The organism is Psychrobacter sp. DM8, from assembly GCF_051307025.1.
Lineage (GTDB): Bacteria > Pseudomonadota > Gammaproteobacteria > Pseudomonadales > Moraxellaceae > Psychrobacter.
The window spans coordinates 255,996-275,301 of record NZ_CP195538.1 but is presented as its reverse complement, the minus strand read 5'-3'; the positions used below and the strand labels follow the sequence as shown (position 1 = coordinate 275,301).

Genomic DNA, 19,306 nt, shown 5'->3' with positions numbered 1-19,306 from the left:
TGTTTCATAATTTAAAATGGTATATCTTGATCTATGCTGTACAAACCACGACCGACCTCTTTCATTTCATAACTCAAGTTACTCATACTCATTTTTACATAATCTTCGAAGTCTGTATAAGATGCTGTTGTATTATTACCTACGAGATCAATTCTGTTACCCGATAACCTTGAAAAAACTAAATTATTATCAAATTTCAATGCTGTAGCTATTCTATTATAGACGTCATGAATATTAGACTCAGTGTCATTTATTAATGTCATTTTATGAGCATCTCTTTTTACTTCAAGTTGACTATTAATATGTATCGACCTAGATAGGCTTTGAACTGATGATCTGAGTCCTTTAATCTCATCTAACATATACTTATCAACTGATACTGTTTCCTCGTTAATTATAGGAGTCTTGAAATCTCCAAAATTTTTTAGAAAAGTTGAATAGTTTTCTGGATTTTCGAGATAAGTTTTGTAAGTTTTTTCAATTCTATCTTTTAATTCATCTTTAAATATATCAATCTTATGATGTCTTAAGTCTTTAGGATAGCTTAGATGCTCAATAACTGAAGTATCAAAAGAGTACTGAGTAGCATCATCCTTAATGATTATAGTTGGCTTATCAAACGCTAAGCGCAAGCCAAGTTCAAACATAACATTTGGATTTCTACCACTGATATCACAAACTATCATTGGATTTTCATAAAGGTTTTGTACAATACGTTTATGAATAACTCCAATATCGTCTGACTCACTAACTATTCTAGCTTCAAAACCAGCTCCTCTGATAGCAGATTCTAATATTCTTCTAATATCTTTCCAATGAGATTCAGGGTAACCGTCCATTGAAGATATTGGCATTACAATTCCACATTTTTTACTAATAATAATTTCTTCAGTCAAAACTTCTGTATTATTCTCTTGTTCAGAGTCCTGTGACATTTTTATCCCTCATTAACTTGTTAATATGTAAAATACATCTATTCTAATAAATATTTTAAATTATACATTACTTACAGAGCAATTCATGGCAAAAAACTTTACCGCTTTAGCATTAGCGACCTTCTTATCGCTACCTTTGATAGGCTGTATCACCACTCCCCAACCGCAAATGGCGACGACCGAGACCTTTCGCGTCGATAGCGATACTTATCAATCGCAAGGCAAAAGCGAGCGTATCAAAACTATCGTCCTGCACTATACTGTCTCAGACAACGCGCGCTCAATAAAGACCCTCACCACAGGTCAAGTCAGCGCCCACTATTTAATCTTGGATCAAGGCGATGACAAGATCTATAACTTAGTCCCAGAGTCTGAGCGCGCTTGGCATGCAGGCAACAGCTATTTTGCAGGTCGAACCATCCTCAACGATACTTCTATCGGTATCGAGATTGTTAATGCAGGCATCGCTCAGCAGTATCGAGGCGCGCTAAAATCAGGCGAGCTGGACTATCATCCGTACGAGCATTTTGTCACATTTGACGACTTACAAATCAAAAAGGTCGCGCAATTGGTGCAAGATATCACGCGGCGCTATGGCATCTCACCCAAAAACATCGTCGGTCACTCAGATATCGCGCCGTCACGTAAGATAGATCCAGGCGCAAAGTTCCCTTGGCAACAGTTATACGAGCAGTATGATATCGGCGCTTGGTACGATGAAGCCGACAAAAAGTATTTTATCAGACAAATCGCTATGACCACGCCGACGATAGCTCAGATCAAGCAAGCCTTTCGCGAGTATGGCTACCAGATCAATACCACAAACGCGTGGGATAAGCCTAGCCGTGATGTCATCTATGCCTTTCAATTACACTTTCGTCCTCTAAATCCAACAGGGCAGATGGACGTCGAGACCTATGCTATCCTAAAAGCACTCAATAAAAAGTACGCAGGTCGTGACAACTTTTATTAGCATTTAGTGATTAATAATCAGATAACTATAACGAAAAAGGAAACACTATGAGCACCCTATTTAGCGTCAATTTAAACAAACTCGCTTTAATCCGTAACTCGCGCGGCACCGATTATCCTAATCTTTTGTACTTTGCCCAAAAGCTGATTGATCTGGGTGTCAAGGGCTTTACCGTGCATCCACGGCCCGATGAGCGGCATATCAGATACCAAGATGTTTATGATATTAGCGAATATCTCAAAGACTATAAAGACATCGAATTCAATATCGAAGGCAATCCCAACGAGCAATTTTTAAAACTCATTCGCGAGGTTAAACCGCATCAATGTACTCTCGTACCCGATAGCGAAGATCAACTGACCTCTGATCATGGTTTCGATATTATTAAGCATAGCGATATGCTATCTAAGCTTAGTCATGAGCTTGAAGCGTTCGGCACACGCTGCGCAGTGTTTATCGACCCTGATATTGAGCAGATCAAAGCAGTCATTGAGAGCGACGTACAGACGATAGAGATGTACACCGAGGAATGGGCGCGTGCTCATAGCGACGATAACAATGACGGCGACTTTGCTGCGGTCAAGCAGCGCTTTAGCGACTGTATCAATCTCGCCAGCGAAAACGGCATGCGCGTCAACGCTGGTCACGATTTGAATTTAGAGAACTTAGCCGATTTACTCAGGCTTGGCGATATTGCGGAGGTGTCGATTGGACATGCCTTTACCGTTGAATCGTTAGAGCAAGGCATGGATACGGTGGTTGCGCAATATCTGTCCATTTGTGGTTGAGGTTTTTATAGACAAAAATCAATGATTTAGGACTATAATATTTGTAAGAATATCTAAATAAGAGTAAAAAACAGCTACAAGAGTCTAAATAGATTATTGCTAGCAGCAGTCCTAATATCTACCTCACTCAATAGACACATAAAATACTAAAAAAGGAATTTTTATGTATCAAGCCTTTCAAACCCATCTACAGCAAGAAATCGACGAGATACGCGCGGCAGGGTTGTATAAAACCGAGCGCGTTATTACCTCCCCGCAAGATACGCTAATCAAGATCGCCGATGGTCGTGAGGTGCTGAACTTCTGTGCCAATAATTACCTTGGATTGTCTGACCACCCTGAGATAAAAAAGGCGGCGATCAAAGCCATTGAAAACTCAGGTTATGGTATGTCATCGGTGCGTTTTATTTGTGGTACGCAAGATTTGCACAAGCAATTAGAGGCCACGATTTCTAAGTTTTTTAATACCGAAGATACGATTCTTTATGCCGCCTGTTTTGATGCTAATGGCGGTGCTTTTGAGCCCCTGCTAACTGGCGAGGATGCCATTATTTCTGATTCATTAAATCACGCCTCAATCATCGATGGGGTACGCCTGTGCAAGGCGGTACGCTATCGCTATGCCAATGCGGATATGCAAGATTTAGAGACGCAATTGCAGGCAGCGCAAGCCCAGCGTTTTCGCTTAATTGTCACCGATGCCGTGTTTTCAATGGATGGTAATGTAGCGCCAATGGATGAGATTTATGCGTTGGCTCAAAAGTATGATGCCATGATTATGATTGATGAGTGTCATTCAGCAGGCGTTGTCGGTAAGACTGGCGGCGGCGTGACTGAACTGTTTGATCTGCGCGGTGATATTGAGCTTATTACGGGCACTTTAGGTAAGGCGTTTGGCGGCGCTATTGGCGGCTTTACTACAGGTAAAAAAGAGATGATCGAGATGCTGCGTCAACGCTCACGCCCGTATCTGTTTTCAAATTCCATTCCTCCAGTGGTGGCGGCAGCTGGGATCAAAGCGTTTGAGATGCTAGCGAAGGACAATACCTTGCAAGATAAATTGCATGAAAATACGGCCTATTTTGTTCAGCAAATGCGCGATGCCGGCTTCGATATCAAGCCCACCGAATCGGCAATTTGTGCGGTTATGCTTTATGACGCTAATGTCTCCCAACAAATGGCAGAGGCGCTGCTTGACGAGGGTATTTATGTGATTGGCTTCTTCTATCCTGTGGTACCCAAAGACGAGGCACGCATTCGGGTTCAGCTCTCAGCCGCCCATACTCGTGAGCAGCTCGACCAGTGTATCGCCGCCTTTATCAAAGTCGCCAAGCAAATGGAAGTGATTGCTTAATGCGCTATTCACCTTATTAACGCAGCTAAATAAGAGAAAAATATGAAAGCCTTAGTCAAAACTCACGCTAAAAAAGGCATCTGGATGCAAGACGTGCCAGAACCGACGGTCGGTATTAATGACGTTAAAATAAGAATCAAAAAAACCGCTATCTGTGGGACGGATTTGCACATTTATAAGTGGGATGAGTGGTCACAAAAAACCATAAAGACGCCGATGATTATCGGACATGAATATGTCGGTATCATTAGTGAAGTGGGCGATGGTGTTAAGCATTTTGCAATCGGCGATCGCGTCACAGGGGAGGGCCATATCGCTTGCGGACATTGTCGTAACTGCCGCCGTGGTAAGCTGCATGTGTGCGAAAACACTATAGGCGTGGGCGTCAATCGCGATGGCGCAATGGCTGAATATTTGGTGATACCTGTCGATAATGTCATAAAGCTCGATGAGCGTATCAGCGATGAGATGGCAGCCATTATGGACCCTTTTGGCAATGCCACTCATACCGCCCTATCCTTTCCAGTACTTGGTGAAGACGTGCTAATCACCGGTGCGGGACTCATTGGCTCAATGGCTACGGCGATTTGTCGCTTCGCAGGGGCGCGCAATATCGTGGTCAGTGATATCAGTGATTATCGCTTAGAGATTGCCAAAAAAATGGGCGCGACTATGACCATCAACCCAGCCAAAGGCGAAACCATCGAAGACGCCATTGCTGAGTTAAAAATGCACGGCTTCGATATAGGGCTTGAGATGTCAGGCTCGCCTCAGGCCTTTGATTCGATGATTAGTAACATGTATAACGGCTCTAAAATCTCTCTGCTCGGCATTTTGCCCAACACCACGACGGTGGATTGGAGCAAGATTATTTTTAAGGCGTTAACCCTAAAAGGTATTTATGGGCGTGAGATGTGGGAGACTTGTTATCAGATGGAGCAGATGCTGATTAGCGGTATTGATTTATCACCGATTATTACCCATCGCCTGACCATTGATGACTTCCAACAAGGCTTTGATATTATGGAAAGTGGACAATGCGGTAAGGTGATTTTGAGTTGGGATTGATTTTGGCAGGTTTTAGAAATAAAGAATGTTAGTAACTAAATAATAATATTATAGGTCACTTATCCAACAAGCGCATTGGCACTATCGCTACCTCTGTTGTGAGATATCTGTTTCGGTTTGAATCGATTTGGTATCAGGTATGTCATGACTAAACTTTCGGCTTGGTTCAGCCTCCCTTTTAGCAATCACTAATGCTTGACTGAGTGACGTCGATAGATCATCGTAGAATTCATGAATCATGGTTATAGACCTCTTCAATTTTTTGGGCTGATTTTTTAAGCAAGCTTCTATATTACCTTACTATATCAACAGCGGGTTACGCTCCACTGACCTACCCTGCCGATCCTTCAAGGTATCCGTTTGAACCACAACAAATAGTTGCAAGAACACGATGTCACCGCTAGCCTTGATTGCAGTGGATATACTTAGATGACTACTGGGTTGCGGTGACTTGGTTAGAGGTGGTCGCTCGAATGTTGGAACGCCTCTCACCTTAGTCACCGCCCCAGTAGACAGCTAAGATAGTAGCGAAAATCAGGATTAGCTCTAAAAAAAACGTTGGGTGTCGCAAGCTCCACGCCAACCTACTCAAAATTTCTTGATGATAAAATTAAGCTGATATTTTCAATATCTTAAAGTCTCAAACAAAAAAAGGTGAGCTTTAAGCCCACCTTTTTTATTATCTAAGATTAATTCAAGTTTTCCTAGCGCAACCAAGCCCTTGCGTTACGGAACATACGCATCCATGCACCGTCCTCGATCCACTGCTCAGGTTTCCAGCTGTGGTTATAGGCTTTTAGGTTACGCTCAGGGTGCGGCATCATAATAGTGACGCGGCCGTCAGTGCTACATAGACCCGTGACACCGCCGACTGAACCGTTTGGATTGAGCGGATAAGTCTCGGTTGGATGACCTTGGCTATCGACATAGCGCATCGCCAGCTGACCGTGTTTTGCCATACCATCGATCTCAGTAGCGTTAAGGGTGGCAAAACCCTCACCATGCGCAACAGCGATTGGCAAAATGCTGTCTTGCATGCCTTTGAACAGGATAGACTTGGTGCGCTCGACTTTGACATTGACCGTACGCGCTTCAAATCGTGCCGATTTGTTAGCGATGAAGCGTGGGAAGTTTTCTGCGCCTGGGATCAAGTCTTTCAATTGCGCCATCATCTGACAGCCGTTACAGACACCTAAGCTAAAGGTATTAGGACGGGCAAAGAAGCGTACAAACTGCATGCGCAATTCGTCATGGAACAAGATAGAGTTGGCCCATCCCGAGCCTGCGCCGAGGACATCACCGTAGCTAAAGCCGCCACAAGCGACCAGACCATCAAAGTCGCGCAAATTGATACGGCCTTCAAGTAAATCGCTCATGTGCACATCGATAGCTTCAAAACCCGCTCGAGTAAAGCCTGCTGCCATCTCGGTCTGACCGTTGACGCCTTGCTCGCGCAGGATAGCGACTTTTGGTTTTTCTTCACGACTGGCTAAATAGGGTTCTTCGACCTTTTGATTCAGATCAAAGTTTGGCGCTGCGATAAGGCCTTTATGATTAGTATCGGCAATCAAGTCATATTCTTGTTGCACGCAGTCTGGATTGTCACGACGGCGGGCGATTTGATAACTGACCTGACTCCACTGCTGTTGCAGCTCACTGCGGCTAAAGCTGAGGGTTTTATCGCCTTGATGTAGCGGCGTTTGAATAATGAGGCTATCTTCCTCAGTGCTTTGACCGACGAGGCTTAGCATATCGCTGACATTAAATTCTTCTGCCAGTTGCATCAAGGCTGCGACGTTTTCTGGCATGACTTGGATGACTGCGCCCAGCTCTTCGCTAAACAATTGACCTAATAGGTTATCATCAGTCAATGACAGCTTGATACCTTGGCGGCTAGTAAATTGCATCTCAGCAATAGTGGCGAGTAGTCCACCATCACCGATATCGTGATAGGCGCTAATGACGTCTTGCGCGTTGCCCGCTTGAATAAAGTTAAAGAGGTCGACCAAGTCGCTTGGCTTATCGAGATCAGGACAGTCATTGCCAAGTTGGCTGTGCGTTTGCGCGAGGATTGAGCCGCCTAGACGCAATTTACCTTTGGATAAGTCAATACGATAAAACGCGCTATCACCATTAATAAGCTCAGGCGTTAAAGTTTTTGCCACATCAACCACAGGCGCAAAAGCGGTAATCACCAGACTCATAGGTGAGACGACAGATTTGTCTTGGCTATCCTGCTTAGCATCGCTATCATCCGTCCAGTTAGCACGCATCGATAGCGAGTCTTTACCGACTGGAATAGCAATCCCCAAAGCAGGGCACAGCTCTTCACCAACGGTATATACCGCGTCGAATAATGCCGCGTCTTCCGCGTCATCGCCGCATGCCGCCATCCAGTTCGCTGACATAGTGATATCAGATAGCTGAGCGATACGCGCGCCTGCGATATTAGTAATGGCTTCACCAACGGCTAATCTCGCCGAGGCTTTGGGATCAATGAGTGCAACGGGTGTACGCTCGCCAATACTCATCGCCTCCCCTGTCATCGCTTGACCATCAAGCGCGATGAGTCCCGATGCCGTCACTGCGCAATCGGCGACGGGTACTTGATAACGACCAACATACTGATCGCGCACCACCATACCTGTGATTGAGCGATCACCAATGCTAATCAAAAACGATTTGCTGGCGACAGTCGGATGACGCAGCACGTCTTTAATAGACTGGGCTAAATCAAAATTATTGAGCTCAAGCGGTGGCAGCTCATTGGCTTGCACCTCAAAACTGCGCTGCATCTTTGGTGTACCACCAAGCAGAACTTGCATCGGCATATCGACAGGCTGATCGTCTAGCAATTCATCACTGACATTGAGCTGACGCACTCTAGTCGCCGTGCCCAAGATGGCATACGGGCAACGCTCACGTGTGCATATCGCGTCAAACTGCGCTTTACTCTCTGGGCGAATCGCCAGCACATAACGCTCTTGCGCTTCATTTGACCAGATGGCCATTGGCGACATGCCAGCTTCTAATGACGGAATATGACGTAGATTGAGTACTGCGCCCATCTCATGATCGTTGACTAGCTCTGGCATCGCGTTAGACAGTCCACCTGCGCCGACATCATGTAGTGAGACGATTGGATTGCCGTCAGCGCTATCATTGCTAATTTCAATATCATTACCAGCTAAGGCCCAGCAGCGATCGATGACTTCTTGACAGCGGCGTTCCATCTCGGCGTTATCACGCTGCACGGAGGCAAAGTCTAAGCCTTCGTCAAGTGCGCCACTATCGACTGATGATGCCGCGCCGCCGCCGAGACCGATTTGCATGGCAGGTCCGCCAAGGACGATTAATAAATCCCCTTCGCGGATTGGATTTTTTTCAATGAGGTTACGTTTGATATTGCCATAACCACCTGCCAGCATGATGGGCTTATGATAGCCGCGCATCTCGCTGCCGTCTTTGGCCTCTGACATATCAAGCTGGAAACTACGGAAATAACCGCATAGGTTCGGACGACCAAACTCGTTAGAGAAATTGGCTGAGCCCAGTGGTGCTTGTGTCATAATCTCAAGGCTGGTGGCCATACGCTCTGGCGTACCATAGTCCTGAGTGCTAACTTGTCCAGACTGCTCCCACTTCTCAGGCATATCTGGAATGTGCAGATGCGAGACATGAAAGCCTGTTAGACCCGCTTTTGGTTTGCCGCCGCGACCCGTTGCGCCTTCATCACGAATCTCACCGCCCGCCCCCGTCGCTGCGCCCGCATAAGGGGCGATAGCAGTGGGATGGTTATGAGTTTCGACTTTCATCAGGATATCGATAGCTTCTTGATGAAAATCGTACGGATGCGCAGAATTAGGATCTTGAGGATCAGTAGGAATAGGATAAAAACGCATACCCTCAGCCCCTGCCATTACCGCTGCATTGTCTTTATAGGCCGACAAAATACCTTCTGGACTCGCCTGATAAGTGTTCTTAATCATTTGGAACAGCGATTTGGGCTTTACCTTGCCATCGACGGTCCACTCAGCATTAAAGATTTTGTGGCGGCAATGCTCAGAGTTGGCCTGCGCAAACATCATCAGCTCAACGTCGGTAGGATTGCGCCCCAATTCATTGACGTAGGCATTCATCAAGTAATCAATATCTTCACTCGATAACGCAAAGCCAAATTGGGTATTAGCAGACTCTAGCGCTGACTGACCTTGTCCGATGACATCGATATGATTGAGCGTCGCTGGTGGTTCATCATCGAACAGCTGGCTCACTTTTGCCAAATCATAGACCAAACTTTGCGTCATACGATCAAACAATAAACGCTCAGCAGCGCTCGATAGTTTCTCTTGAGCACTGCCTTCTAGCGTGAGCGTATAAACAATCACGCGCTCAATACGATTGATTTTAAGCTCGCAGTTATTAAAGATATCCGTCGCTTTACTTGCCCACGGCGATATCGTCCCAAAACGCGGACTGACAACCACTTGGATTTGCTGATCTTTTGCACTATTAAAAGACGTCTCACTTTTTACACCCAATAGATCCAGCGCCTTTTGGTGCTCATCAGCGTTTAGCTCACGCGATAACACATAGACTTGCTGAGTATCGATTTGGGTGACATTGAGATCAGTCTTTTGGGCAAATTGAGTGATGAGTTGCTGGGTCTGAAAGTCGGTCAAAAACGGCTGTCCGGCGATAGTCATCATAAAGGCAGGTTTCCTAAGATATAGGCTATAGCAGACGCGCTGCTATATAGAGTCAAGGGTCTGCGCATTATAACAAGAAGCCTTGTAATAATCAGGTAAAAGCCAGAAAATTTGCTGATTAACGGAGCTGGTTTTGAGTAATAAGCGCACTCAAATTTTACCTAACCCTTATACAGCTTACAAACGCTCACATCGCATTACGGGCAGCCTATATAACTACAGGCACCTCTATCGTTATTCTACAACCAGTTAATCATTTAAAACCACAATAATTTTAATCTAATAAGGATATATTATGACTAAGCAAGAGCAAATTGATAAAGTACAAGACGTGATTAAAGACGTAAAATTTGCCATGATGAGCACCGTTAATAGCAAAGGTGATGTTCATGCTTGGCCGATGACTACTAGCGAAACCAGCATCGGTGGTAGAGAGATTTGGTTCATTGGTGACAAATCATCCGATGTTGTCAAAGACATTCAAGACAATCCAAAGGTTGGTTTGTCTTATGCAACGCAAGACGAAAAAAACTACGTCTCGGTGAGCGCGAATGCTGAATTACCAACGGATAGAGCCAAATTAGAAGAGCTGTGGTCGCCTGTCTATAATGCATGGTTTGAGCAAGGTATTGATGATGACGAAGTACAACTGATTAAAGTAGTGCCACACGGTGTTGAATGTTGGATAAGTGGTAGCTCTACAATCAATATGTTCAAAATGGTATCAGCTGCGCTACAAGAAGGTAAAACCGCTGAAGACATGGGTGAGCAGTTCAATATCTCTTTATAATATAACTGATAGCACATCACTTTAACGTCAGTACATTTATTTTACTGGCGTTTTTTTATGACTTAAGGCTTTAAAATTTGATGTCTTTTCAATTGTAAATAGCAGCTTTAAATTACAAACAATCACAGCGTATTACAGAGGACTCGTAGCGTTATACCAGCGCATTTCGTTATATTGATAGTGAACTATCGACATAGTCGCTAAAACAGACGCTATATATCAGAGTCAAAATTTTAGTGACTTTATATCTTAAACTTTTACCGGTAAATAGTAAGGATAACTATTATGAGTAAACAACAACAAATGGATACCATTCAGGCGATGGTCAACGACATCAAATTCACCATGATGACCACGCGTACCCACGAGGATCATCTACATTCTTGCCCAATGAACACTACTGAGACGAGTATTGGGGCTAAAGAGATTTGGTTTATCGGTCACAAACCCTCTGAGACGGTCGATAATATCAATAACAACCCGCAGGTGAACTTAGCTTACGTCAGTCAAGATGATAAAAATTATCTCTCGATCACAGGCAAGGCAGAACTGGTAGAAGATCGAGAAAAGTTAGAGGAGCTCTGGTCTGTCACTTACAATGCCTATTTTGAAAAAGGGATTGATGATCCAGAAGTGCAACTGATCAAGGTTGTTCCACACGGTGCTGAATACTGGGCTAATGGTAATGCTATCGCAAGCGCCGCCAAAATGGCAGTAGCGGCAGCTACTGATACGGCTATAGAAAAAAGCTTAGGAGAGAACTTCTCTATTGAGCTGTGATATAAATTCTAGTAGTGGAATAAATACGCAAATAATAAAAAACGCCAATCGTATAGACAACTGGCGTTTTTTTATTGTAAAGGTATAAAGCTAACCGCTTTGCTTTAAATAAGGCCAAGCCGCTTTGAGATAAATCATCATCGACCATAGAGTCAATACTACCGCTGCCATCATCAGTATATAGCCGAGAGTTTCAAGCGATTCCCAATTGAGTAGTAGCACTGTAATTGCAACCATCTGAAAGGTCGTTTTAAGCTTGCCCACATAGGATACAGCAACGCTGGTGCTATTACCCAGCTCTGCCATCCACTCTCGCAGCGCTGACACTGCAATCTCACGCGAGATAATAACAATAGCAGCAATCGCCATGATGATATTGGGATGCCATTGCACTAATATAATAAGTGCTGCTGCGACCATAAGCTTATCAGCCACAGGATCTAAAAAGCGTCCAAAAGCGGACATGACATTGAGCTTACGGGCAAAGTAGCCATCGAGCCAATCGGTAATTGCCGCGATAATGAATACTGCTGTTAATAGTAAGTGGCGTAGTAAGCTATCGCTAAACTCACTCATGCCAACGCGAGCGATAACATTGTCTGAAATTGCAGGCATACCGATACCCATCGCAGGCGGCCAGTAGGCAATCGCCACAAACAATGGAATCATAACAATTCGTGCTATGGTTAGGTTATTTGGCAGATTAAAGATACTTTTCTGATGGTGCGGCGTTGGCGTGTGCAATGGGGTGCTCTCAGTCATAGTAAATAACAACTTAATAATGGCTGCTAGCTTAGCATTTTTCACGAAGGTCGTCATGGTCTGTGTGCAGACGCACGATTTATAAAACAAGAGCTGAGAGTATGTCGATATGTGACACTGTAGTAAAACTGCTGTAAACGTAAACGGATGTAATGAGAGTCAAATAAAGGTTTGTATTACTATTATAATTAAAAGCGACGTAGACTTTTATCTTCGTAAAACAAATATGTTTTCCTCGGTCTACAGATGGTGATCTGTAGGCTTTTTTTTGGGTGATACTTTATTTAAATATAATAGATTTAAATATAAAAGTTAATGCTGAAGTATGACTTTAACTGTCTGCTGCGCTATCAAATAAGCACTTTCAATATTGCCTTTATGGCACCAATCGCCACTCACAATCCACTGTTTTTGTTTATCTACTAATGTCCCTAACGGCTCGCTGTCCTCGTCGGTCACGGTTGCCGCATAACGCCAGCGATGACAGTCAATTTGACTAGGAGCGCTTTCGTCATTCCAGTTCAGTGCTCGCTGCGCTGCGACTAATAACTGCGCTTTAATAGTGTCGATATCCTCATCAACATGCACCTCTGACCAGTCATTACGGGCGTGAATCGTTATGCTTGGTAGCAGCGTTTTGCGGTCTGGCTTTTGATGCTCAATAAATATTCTATCTAATATAGAGTCCTGCACATAGGCCACGTCCCAGTCAGGCTTGTTACTGATTATCTTTGGTAGATACGCCAGATCATCCCAACCAAGCATCAAGGTATAACAGGCCAGCATCTTAGGCTGCATAATTTGTGAGAGTTCACTAAAGCCGCTCTCTGTCATAAGCTCAAAAGCTTGTACGTTGGGCGCGGTGCAAATGACCCAATCAAACACGCCTAAGCGCTCACCATTCTCATCAAAAAGCTCTGTCTGCTTGCTGATTAAAGTGCTGTCAGTTTGCAAGTGAGCATCCGTTTGCGCATGAGTGTACTGTGCTAATGGCGCAACACGCGTCTTGAATTCAATCGTGCTCTGCTGCAATGTATCGGCCAGCTCTCGGCCCCAACTGGTCATTTTTGGAGTGCTGATATAGCGCGCATGGTCGGTATCCCACTGCTCTTTAGCTTCAATGTTTGAGGCGCCCTCTTTACTATCAGCGGGCGTTAAGTTTACGACTTGTGCAAGCCAAGGCTGCAACAGTCCTGAGTCCAGCCAAGGCGCAATAAAGCGTGAAAACTCAGCTGACTTGGCGGTAAAGAACTGCGCGCCAAAGTCCCACTGCCATTGTTTATCACTGTGTGTACTGCTTGTACGATAACGAGTCGCTAGGCGACCGACGCTACGAGATTTTTCAAAGATAGTAATGCTGACCGTATTGTCACCAAGCGCACGCTCTAACAAAGTCGCCGTAAACAATCCTGTCAGACCGCCACCAATGATAGCTATTTTAGGGTTATTGTGATCATTAGCAGATGCGGTAGGATGAATCATAGGGAGGATAGGCCTTATCAGTAGAAGGGGAATGTATGGGGTATAACTTTATAGTGCAGTAAAAAAAGCCATGCGACTTTTGGTAACATGGCAACTTAGACAAACGTACTAGCAAGAGTGTATATTACTCTCTGCTTTGACGACCTCGATGATGTTATTAATCACTGAGCTGTCCGCAAGCGTTGATAAATCACCTAGCCCGACATACTGTCCAGCAGCCAAATCTCGCAAGATGCGGCGCATGATCTTGCCTGAACGGGTTTTGGGCAGCGCATCGACGAGGTAAATGGCATCGAGGTTGGCAATAGGTCCGATCTCTGTACGCACATGACGGTTGAGCTCTGCCTTTAGCGTATCGCTTGCCACCTCACCCATATTGAGGATAACAAAGGCAGCAATACCGACGCCACGAATATCGTGCGGCATGCCAACGACTGCAGCCTCAACGGTCGAGGGGTGCGAGTCGATAGCACTCTCAACTTCGGCGGTACCCAGCCTGTGCCCTGAGACTTTGAGCACATCATCAACGCGACCTGTAATCCAATAATGATTGTCCTCATCGCGATATACTCCATCCCCTGTAAAATAAAAGCCTGGGTACTGGGTAAAATAAGTCTCTAAAAAACGCTTATGATCATTATAGATGGTACGCATCTGCCCCGGCCAGCTGTTACTAATGACCAGATTACCGCCAGCAGGTCCTTCTAATACAGTATCGTCGGTATCAATCACTTGCGGCACGATACCATAAAGAGGGTTCATCGCAGCGCCTGGCTTGAGCGCGGTCGTGCCTGGTATCGGAGCGAGCAGTATACCGCCCGTTTCTGTTTGCCACCAGGTATCGACGATAGGACAGCGCCCCTGCCCGACCACCTCAAAGTACCAGTCCCAAGCCTCAGGATTGATCGGCTCGCCAACGGTACCGAGCAAGCGCAAGCTTGAGCGATCCGACTCTCGTACGAACGCGTCGCCCTCTTTCATCATCGAGCGTATAGCAGTAGGCGCAGTGTAGAGTACGCTGACATCATGCTTGTCAATGATTTGACCGATACGCGCCCACGAGGGGTATTCAGGCACGCCCTCAAACATCATGGTCGTTGTGCCATTAGCTAGCGGCGCATAAACGCTATAGGTATGACCCGTAATCCAGCCGATATCAGCGGTACACCAATAGATGTCATCGTCTTTTATATCGAACACATCACAAAAGGTCGATAGTGCATAAGTGATATAGCCGCCAGTGGTATGTAGCACACCTTTTGGCTTGCCGGTTGAGCCTGAGGTGTAGAGCATAAATAACGGGTCCTCGCTATCCATAACTTCGGGCTCGCAGTGCTCATTTTCACTACTAATAAGGGTGTGATACCAGACGTCGCGGCGACCACTCATCGGTACCGAATTGCCTGTGCGGTGAACGACGACCACTTGGTTGACGCAGCCTGTGCCTTCCATATTGAGCGCGCGATCGACATTGGCTTTGAGTGGGGTAATCTTGTCACCGCGCAAACCCTCGTCTGCGGTAATGACGAGTTTGGACTGGCTATCGACAATGCGATTGCCTAGGCTCTCAGCAGAGAAGCCGCCGAACACCACCGAATGCACCGCACCAATACGCGCGCAGGCCAGCATAGCGACGATAGCTTCAGGTATCATCGGTAGATAGATAGTGACGCGGTCGCCTTTAGCGATGCCCATTTTGCGCATGGCATTCCCTAAGCGGCATACTTCGTTATGCAGCTCTTTAAAAGAGATAATTTTGTGCTGAGAGGGATGATTACCTTCCCAGATAATTGCAGGCTTGTGGGGGTTGGCTTTGAGGTGACGATCTAGACAATTGGTAGCGATGTTAAGGGTACCATCCTCGAACCACTTGATACGAAAATTGTCTAGATCATAACTGACATCGCTAATGATAGTCGGCGCTTTAATCCAGTCAATCCTTTGAGCACGCTTGGCCCAAAAAGCATCAGTATCATCAGTTGATGCCACTGACGCTTTGTAGTCATTAGCATACTGCTTAGGTGAGGTGTTGGCAGTCGCGGCAAATTCTGCTGGTACAGGGAATGATTCTTGAGTCATGGTCATCTTCCTTTGACGGTATTATAGGGCGCTATATATCATGATGCTCTCTAGCAGTTTGGCAAATAAGCGGATTCGTTGCAAGGTGTTGACTACGAATGACAACAATTTCAATTTATAACGGTACACTTGCAGAATTAGACACTTTACAATTACAGAACTATATACCGATAGCTACTATCGAGCGTTTTTGAGTAGTTATTAAGCTATAACTTGTCAAAATTAAGGCTTAAAACCAAAACAAGCCATACGGGTGTATGGCTTGTTGCTCAAAATCGGAAGACGTAGCAAACTACTTAAGCTGAGTTACGGTTTTCCATGCGCCGTTTTGTACTTGCGATAAGTAAATATCGTTGATCGCGACATGGCTCTCAGGCGAAATAGCTACTGTCGATCCTGTGACCCCATCCACGAAGCTAACGGTCTCCATACCAGTGTTAAAGGTATCGGCATTTAGATCTTTGCCTGCAGCTTTTAGACCTTCAACAGTTACTTTAGCTGAAAGATAACCAAGAATAGCGCCTGCTGATACATCCTCACCGGTTGCTGCTTTGTATTTATCGACAAAAGCTTTGGTCTCAGGCTCGTTCGCTCTTAGCGCTAAATCATTATAGTACGATACGGCATATAGCCCTTCACTAGCGCCGCCTGGAGCCTCGGCAACAGCAGGATGAAACCCTGTGACAGGCGCGATAAATTTGACATCAGTCCAGCCCATAGCGTTTGCGGTACCGACTGCGGTAATGGCGCCGCGAATGGTCAAAGATAACGCAACAAGATCACAATTTGCCTCTTTTAGCTTAGCAATTGCTCCTGCAAAGTCTGTCTCATCTGGACGATGCGAACTTGCCATCACCAAGGTAACGTTGGGGTTGTTATCAGCAATGTCTTTGGCCGCTTCATTGGTCTCTTCACCATAATCTGAAGGGATATACATGACGCATAAATTGCTCATGTTATTTTCGGCAATCAGGTACTCCATGCCTAATTTTATGGAGTCATAATATGTACTACCAGAAGTATAGCGACGGTCAAAATCACCCTCTTCTTGCATGGCGCGAGCAAAGGTGAGCGGCATGACACTAGGGACATTGGCGCGATCCATAATAGGGAAACTCGCTAAGTTGTGCGGGGTACCTAGCGACATTAGCATGGCAAATACTTTATCACGGCTCACAAGCTTATTGGCAGACTGTACCGCTTTTGGTACTTGATAAGAGTGATCTTCGACGATGTAGCGAATCATGCGACCGTTGACGCCGCCTGCTGCATTGACCTCATCAAAGTACATATTAGCGCCTGCTACTGCAGGATTACCAAATCCTGCAAACGGACCTGATAAATCATTAGCACTACCAAGGAGGATCTCAGTATCCGTTACGCCTTGTACAGGTACGTCACTCGTCGTAGCAGCGGTTTCAGTATCTGTGCCGCTCGCCGCTGGCGTCTCTGAATTGCTACAGCCGACCAGCCCTATCGTACCGACAGATAGTGCTAGTAGCGTGGTCTTGAATGTCCATTTCATTGCCTCTCTCCTTGCGACTTAAGTCGCTGTTAGTGTTCACTTTTGATACTGCTTTTTGTGCCAAAAATCTAAACTAGTACATAGAATCGATAAGCGCGCGGTGTTTTTTCTCAACGAGATTTCTTTTGAGTTTCATAGTTGCTGTTAATTCATCATCCTCAGGACTGAGCAGCACATCGATAAGGCGAAAATGCTTGAGCGTCTCCACTTGCGCTAGGGTCTTATTGGTGTCTTGAATCACCTCATCTATCAAGGCGATAACTTCTGGCGCATGACATAGCGAACGAAAATCTGAGAACATGACCTGATTGTCTTGTGCAAACTTTTCGACATTTTCTTGATCGATCATAACCAAACAGCTTAGATACTTGCGTCTATCACCAATGATGACCGCGTCTGAGATGTAAGGCGAGAATTTAAGTTTGCTCTCGATAGCGGCTGGCGTGACGTTTTTGCCGCCTGCGGTAATGATAATGTCTTTGATACGACCTGTGATAAATATATAGCCATCCTTTATCTCACCAACATCACCTGTATGAAGCCAGCCATCACGTATATCCTCAGCGGTTTTTTCAGGCTTATTCCAGTAGCCGGCAAACACGTGACCGCCCTTTACGAGTATCTCTCCATTGTCCGCGATACGAACTTGTGAATTTGGTAGTGCTCTACCTACGCTGCCAGGCATTTGCTCCTCAGGCGTATTTACCGATATTACCCCTGTGCTCTCCGTCATGCCGTAGCCTTCATAGATAGGCACACCTATGGCATGAAACCAGCGGATAATATCGAGCGATATGGGCGCCGCCCCTGTGGTTGCGCGGCGGATATTACTCATGCCTATCAGGTCACGTATTTTGTATAACACCAGCTTATCCCAAAACTGATAACGCAAGCGTTGACCCGCTGTCGGCGTGTTGCCTGCCATCGTGATATCTGCGTAGTCATGACCAGCTTTTATGGCCTTATCAAAGGCCCAACCGTTCAATGCACTGGCATCGCTACGCATATTACTGATGGAGGCATACATCTTTTCCCACAGCCTTGGTACGGCAGTAAAGGTATCGGGCGAGACCTCTTTCATGTTCTCAAATACTGTCTCAGTGCTCTCAGCGAAGTTGACGATACAGCCTCGATGAATAGGAAGATCTACTGAGGTGAGGCGCTCAAGCACATGACATAAGGGCAGAAAACACAGCTGCTCATCAGTGGGCAAAATAGGCAGAGTATCGATGCTGGTTTTTAGCTCAAAGAGGATATTGGCGTGGGTGAGAATAGCGCCTTTTGGATCGCCTGTGGTACCAGAGGTATAGATAAGGGTGCGGACATCGTTAGCGTCTCCTTGATCAATATAAGCGCTAAAACGCTCTATTGCGTTGTCCACGTTTTGACCGATAGTATATAGCTCATCTAAAAATATCACCTGATCATCGTCTAGGCTACGCAGACCTTTGCTATCAAAGACGATGACCTTTTTGACATGAGGCGTCTGCTCACGAATCTCCAAAAACTTATGCAATTGCTCATCGTTCTCGGCGATCAAAAACTTAGAATGACTATCCTTTAATATATAAGCGAGCTGCTCGGGACTGTCTGTGGTGTAGACGCCGTTGGGTATGGCGCCTACGCCGCAGACACCCATATCACAATAGAGCCATTCCTTGTTGTCTTCACTCAGTATAGAGACAGTGTCGCCTTTACTCAGGCCAAGCTCGACGAGCGCCATGCCGATATCGCAGCTGCGCTGATAATAATCTGCCCAGCTGTGACTTTGCCAAATGCCAAAGGCTTTTTCGCGATGCGCAATCTTGTCGCCCCGCGCGAGGCACACTTGTCGCCACAGTTTGCTTAATGTATCGCAGCCTTCTAGGATTTGCGGCTCATGATTGTAGGGCGCATTACGTATATTTTTATGAGTATCATGACTGCTGTTTTGGTCAGATAAATGACGGGGCTGATCGTGAGACGCGGCGCTGTGGTTAGGTGCGATCGTAGTGACCGCCGTAGTAGAAGACAAAGAATCGCGTTTAGCATTAACATTAGTATCAATAGAAGTAGTCATGT

The 19,306-nt window shown here is 45.5% G+C and carries 14 protein-coding genes; 6 read left to right on the top strand and 8 right to left on the bottom strand.

The annotated features are described in order from the left end of the window. Positions 1–11: 11 nt before the first annotated feature. Complete coding sequence (locus tag ACR64J_RS01235; RefSeq protein WP_435950127.1) at positions 12–935, bottom strand: hypothetical protein; 924 nt, start codon at positions 933–935, stop codon at positions 12–14. A gap of 85 nt (positions 936–1,020) precedes the next feature. On the opposite strand from ACR64J_RS01235, the gene ACR64J_RS01230 reads away from it, so the two are divergent. The 4 genes from ACR64J_RS01230 to tdh all read left to right on the top strand — a co-directional run bounded on the left by ACR64J_RS01230 (position 1,021) and on the right by tdh (position 5,118). Then, positions 1,021–1,908 carry an N-acetylmuramoyl-L-alanine amidase gene (locus ACR64J_RS01230; RefSeq protein ID WP_435950126.1) on the top strand — a complete coding sequence of 296 codons (888 nt, stop codon included), beginning with the start codon at positions 1,021–1,023 and terminating at the stop codon, positions 1,906–1,908. 47 nt (positions 1,909–1,955) lie between these two features. Then, complete coding sequence (locus ACR64J_RS01225; protein ID WP_435950125.1) at positions 1,956–2,696, top strand: pyridoxine 5'-phosphate synthase; 741 nt, start codon at positions 1,956–1,958, stop codon at positions 2,694–2,696. 163 nt (positions 2,697–2,859) lie between these two features. Continuing rightward, entirely contained in the window at positions 2,860–4,050 is a 1,191-nt protein-coding gene (gene kbl / locus ACR64J_RS01220; protein WP_435950124.1) for a glycine C-acetyltransferase, read from the top strand. Between the two features lie 42 nt (positions 4,051–4,092). After that, positions 4,093–5,118, top strand: a complete 1,026-nt coding sequence (gene tdh, locus ACR64J_RS01215; RefSeq protein ID WP_435950123.1) for an L-threonine 3-dehydrogenase — start codon at positions 4,093–4,095, stop codon at positions 5,116–5,118. An 87-nt stretch (positions 5,119–5,205) separates the two neighbouring features. Here the strand turns inward: tdh and ACR64J_RS01210 are convergent, their stop codons facing one another. Further along, positions 5,206–5,358, bottom strand: coding sequence for a hypothetical protein (locus ACR64J_RS01210; RefSeq protein WP_435950122.1), 153 nt, complete (start codon positions 5,356–5,358; stop codon positions 5,206–5,208). Positions 5,359–5,822: 464 nt separating this feature from the next. Next, positions 5,823–9,827, bottom strand: a complete 4,005-nt coding sequence (gene purL / locus ACR64J_RS01205) for a phosphoribosylformylglycinamidine synthase (RefSeq protein WP_435950121.1) — start codon at positions 9,825–9,827, stop codon at positions 5,823–5,825. 295 nt (positions 9,828–10,122) lie between these two features. Here purL and ACR64J_RS01200 point away from each other — a divergent pair, with 295 nt between their 5' ends. Then, a complete protein-coding gene (locus ACR64J_RS01200) occupies positions 10,123–10,617 on the top strand; it encodes a pyridoxamine 5'-phosphate oxidase family protein (RefSeq protein ID WP_435950120.1) in 495 nt (164 codons plus the stop codon). 285 nt (positions 10,618–10,902) lie between these two features. Further along, entirely contained in the window at positions 10,903–11,397 is a 495-nt protein-coding gene (locus tag ACR64J_RS01195) for a pyridoxamine 5'-phosphate oxidase family protein (RefSeq protein ID WP_435950119.1), read from the top strand. A gap of 90 nt (positions 11,398–11,487) precedes the next feature. On the opposite strand, the gene pgsA is transcribed toward ACR64J_RS01195, so the two are convergent. The 5 genes from pgsA to ACR64J_RS01170 form a co-directional block, all read right to left on the bottom strand. Next, positions 11,488–12,159, bottom strand: coding sequence for a CDP-diacylglycerol--glycerol-3-phosphate 3-phosphatidyltransferase (gene pgsA / locus ACR64J_RS01190; protein ID WP_435950118.1), 672 nt, complete (start codon positions 12,157–12,159; stop codon positions 11,488–11,490). A gap of 312 nt (positions 12,160–12,471) precedes the next feature. Further along, positions 12,472–13,641, bottom strand: coding sequence for an NAD(P)/FAD-dependent oxidoreductase (locus ACR64J_RS01185; RefSeq protein WP_435950117.1), 1,170 nt, complete (start codon positions 13,639–13,641; stop codon positions 12,472–12,474). 108 nt (positions 13,642–13,749) lie between these two features. Beyond that, complete coding sequence (acs, locus tag ACR64J_RS01180) at positions 13,750–15,720, bottom strand: acetate--CoA ligase (RefSeq protein WP_435950116.1); 1,971 nt, start codon at positions 15,718–15,720, stop codon at positions 13,750–13,752. A 292-nt stretch (positions 15,721–16,012) separates the two neighbouring features. Continuing rightward, positions 16,013–17,245, bottom strand: coding sequence for an ABC transporter substrate-binding protein (locus tag ACR64J_RS01175; RefSeq protein ID WP_435950115.1), 1,233 nt, complete (start codon positions 17,243–17,245; stop codon positions 16,013–16,015). 73 nt (positions 17,246–17,318) lie between these two features. Beyond that, positions 17,319–19,304 (bottom strand): AMP-dependent synthetase/ligase, encoded by a 1,986-nt coding sequence (locus tag ACR64J_RS01170; protein ID WP_435950114.1) that lies wholly within the window; start codon positions 19,302–19,304, stop codon positions 17,319–17,321. Positions 19,305–19,306: the final 2 nt, after the last annotated feature.

Excerpts from the sequence above, each read along its gene's own strand:
- ACR64J_RS01235 (WP_435950127.1), bottom strand. The coding sequence starts at position 935 with ATGTCACAGGACTCTGAACAAGAGAATAATACAGAAGTTTTGACTGAA.
- ACR64J_RS01230 (WP_435950126.1), top strand. The coding sequence starts at position 1,021 with ATGGCAAAAAACTTTACCGCTTTAGCATTAGCGACCTTCTTATCGCTA.
- ACR64J_RS01225 (WP_435950125.1), top strand. The coding sequence starts at position 1,956 with ATGAGCACCCTATTTAGCGTCAATTTAAACAAACTCGCTTTAATCCGT.
- kbl (WP_435950124.1), top strand. The coding sequence starts at position 2,860 with ATGTATCAAGCCTTTCAAACCCATCTACAGCAAGAAATCGACGAGATA.
- tdh (WP_435950123.1), top strand. The coding sequence starts at position 4,093 with ATGAAAGCCTTAGTCAAAACTCACGCTAAAAAAGGCATCTGGATGCAA.
- ACR64J_RS01210 (WP_435950122.1), bottom strand. The coding sequence starts at position 5,358 with ATGATTCATGAATTCTACGATGATCTATCGACGTCACTCAGTCAAGCA.
- purL (WP_435950121.1), bottom strand. The coding sequence starts at position 9,827 with ATGATGACTATCGCCGGACAGCCGTTTTTGACCGACTTTCAGACCCAG.
- ACR64J_RS01200 (WP_435950120.1), top strand. The coding sequence starts at position 10,123 with ATGACTAAGCAAGAGCAAATTGATAAAGTACAAGACGTGATTAAAGAC.
- ACR64J_RS01195 (WP_435950119.1), top strand. The coding sequence starts at position 10,903 with ATGAGTAAACAACAACAAATGGATACCATTCAGGCGATGGTCAACGAC.
- pgsA (WP_435950118.1), bottom strand. The coding sequence starts at position 12,159 with ATGACTGAGAGCACCCCATTGCACACGCCAACGCCGCACCATCAGAAA.
- ACR64J_RS01185 (WP_435950117.1), bottom strand. The coding sequence starts at position 13,641 with ATGATTCATCCTACCGCATCTGCTAATGATCACAATAACCCTAAAATA.
- acs (WP_435950116.1), bottom strand. The coding sequence starts at position 15,720 with ATGACTCAAGAATCATTCCCTGTACCAGCAGAATTTGCCGCGACTGCC.
- ACR64J_RS01175 (WP_435950115.1), bottom strand. The coding sequence starts at position 17,245 with ATGAAATGGACATTCAAGACCACGCTACTAGCACTATCTGTCGGTACG.
- ACR64J_RS01170 (WP_435950114.1), bottom strand. The coding sequence starts at position 19,304 with ATGACTACTTCTATTGATACTAATGTTAATGCTAAACGCGATTCTTTG.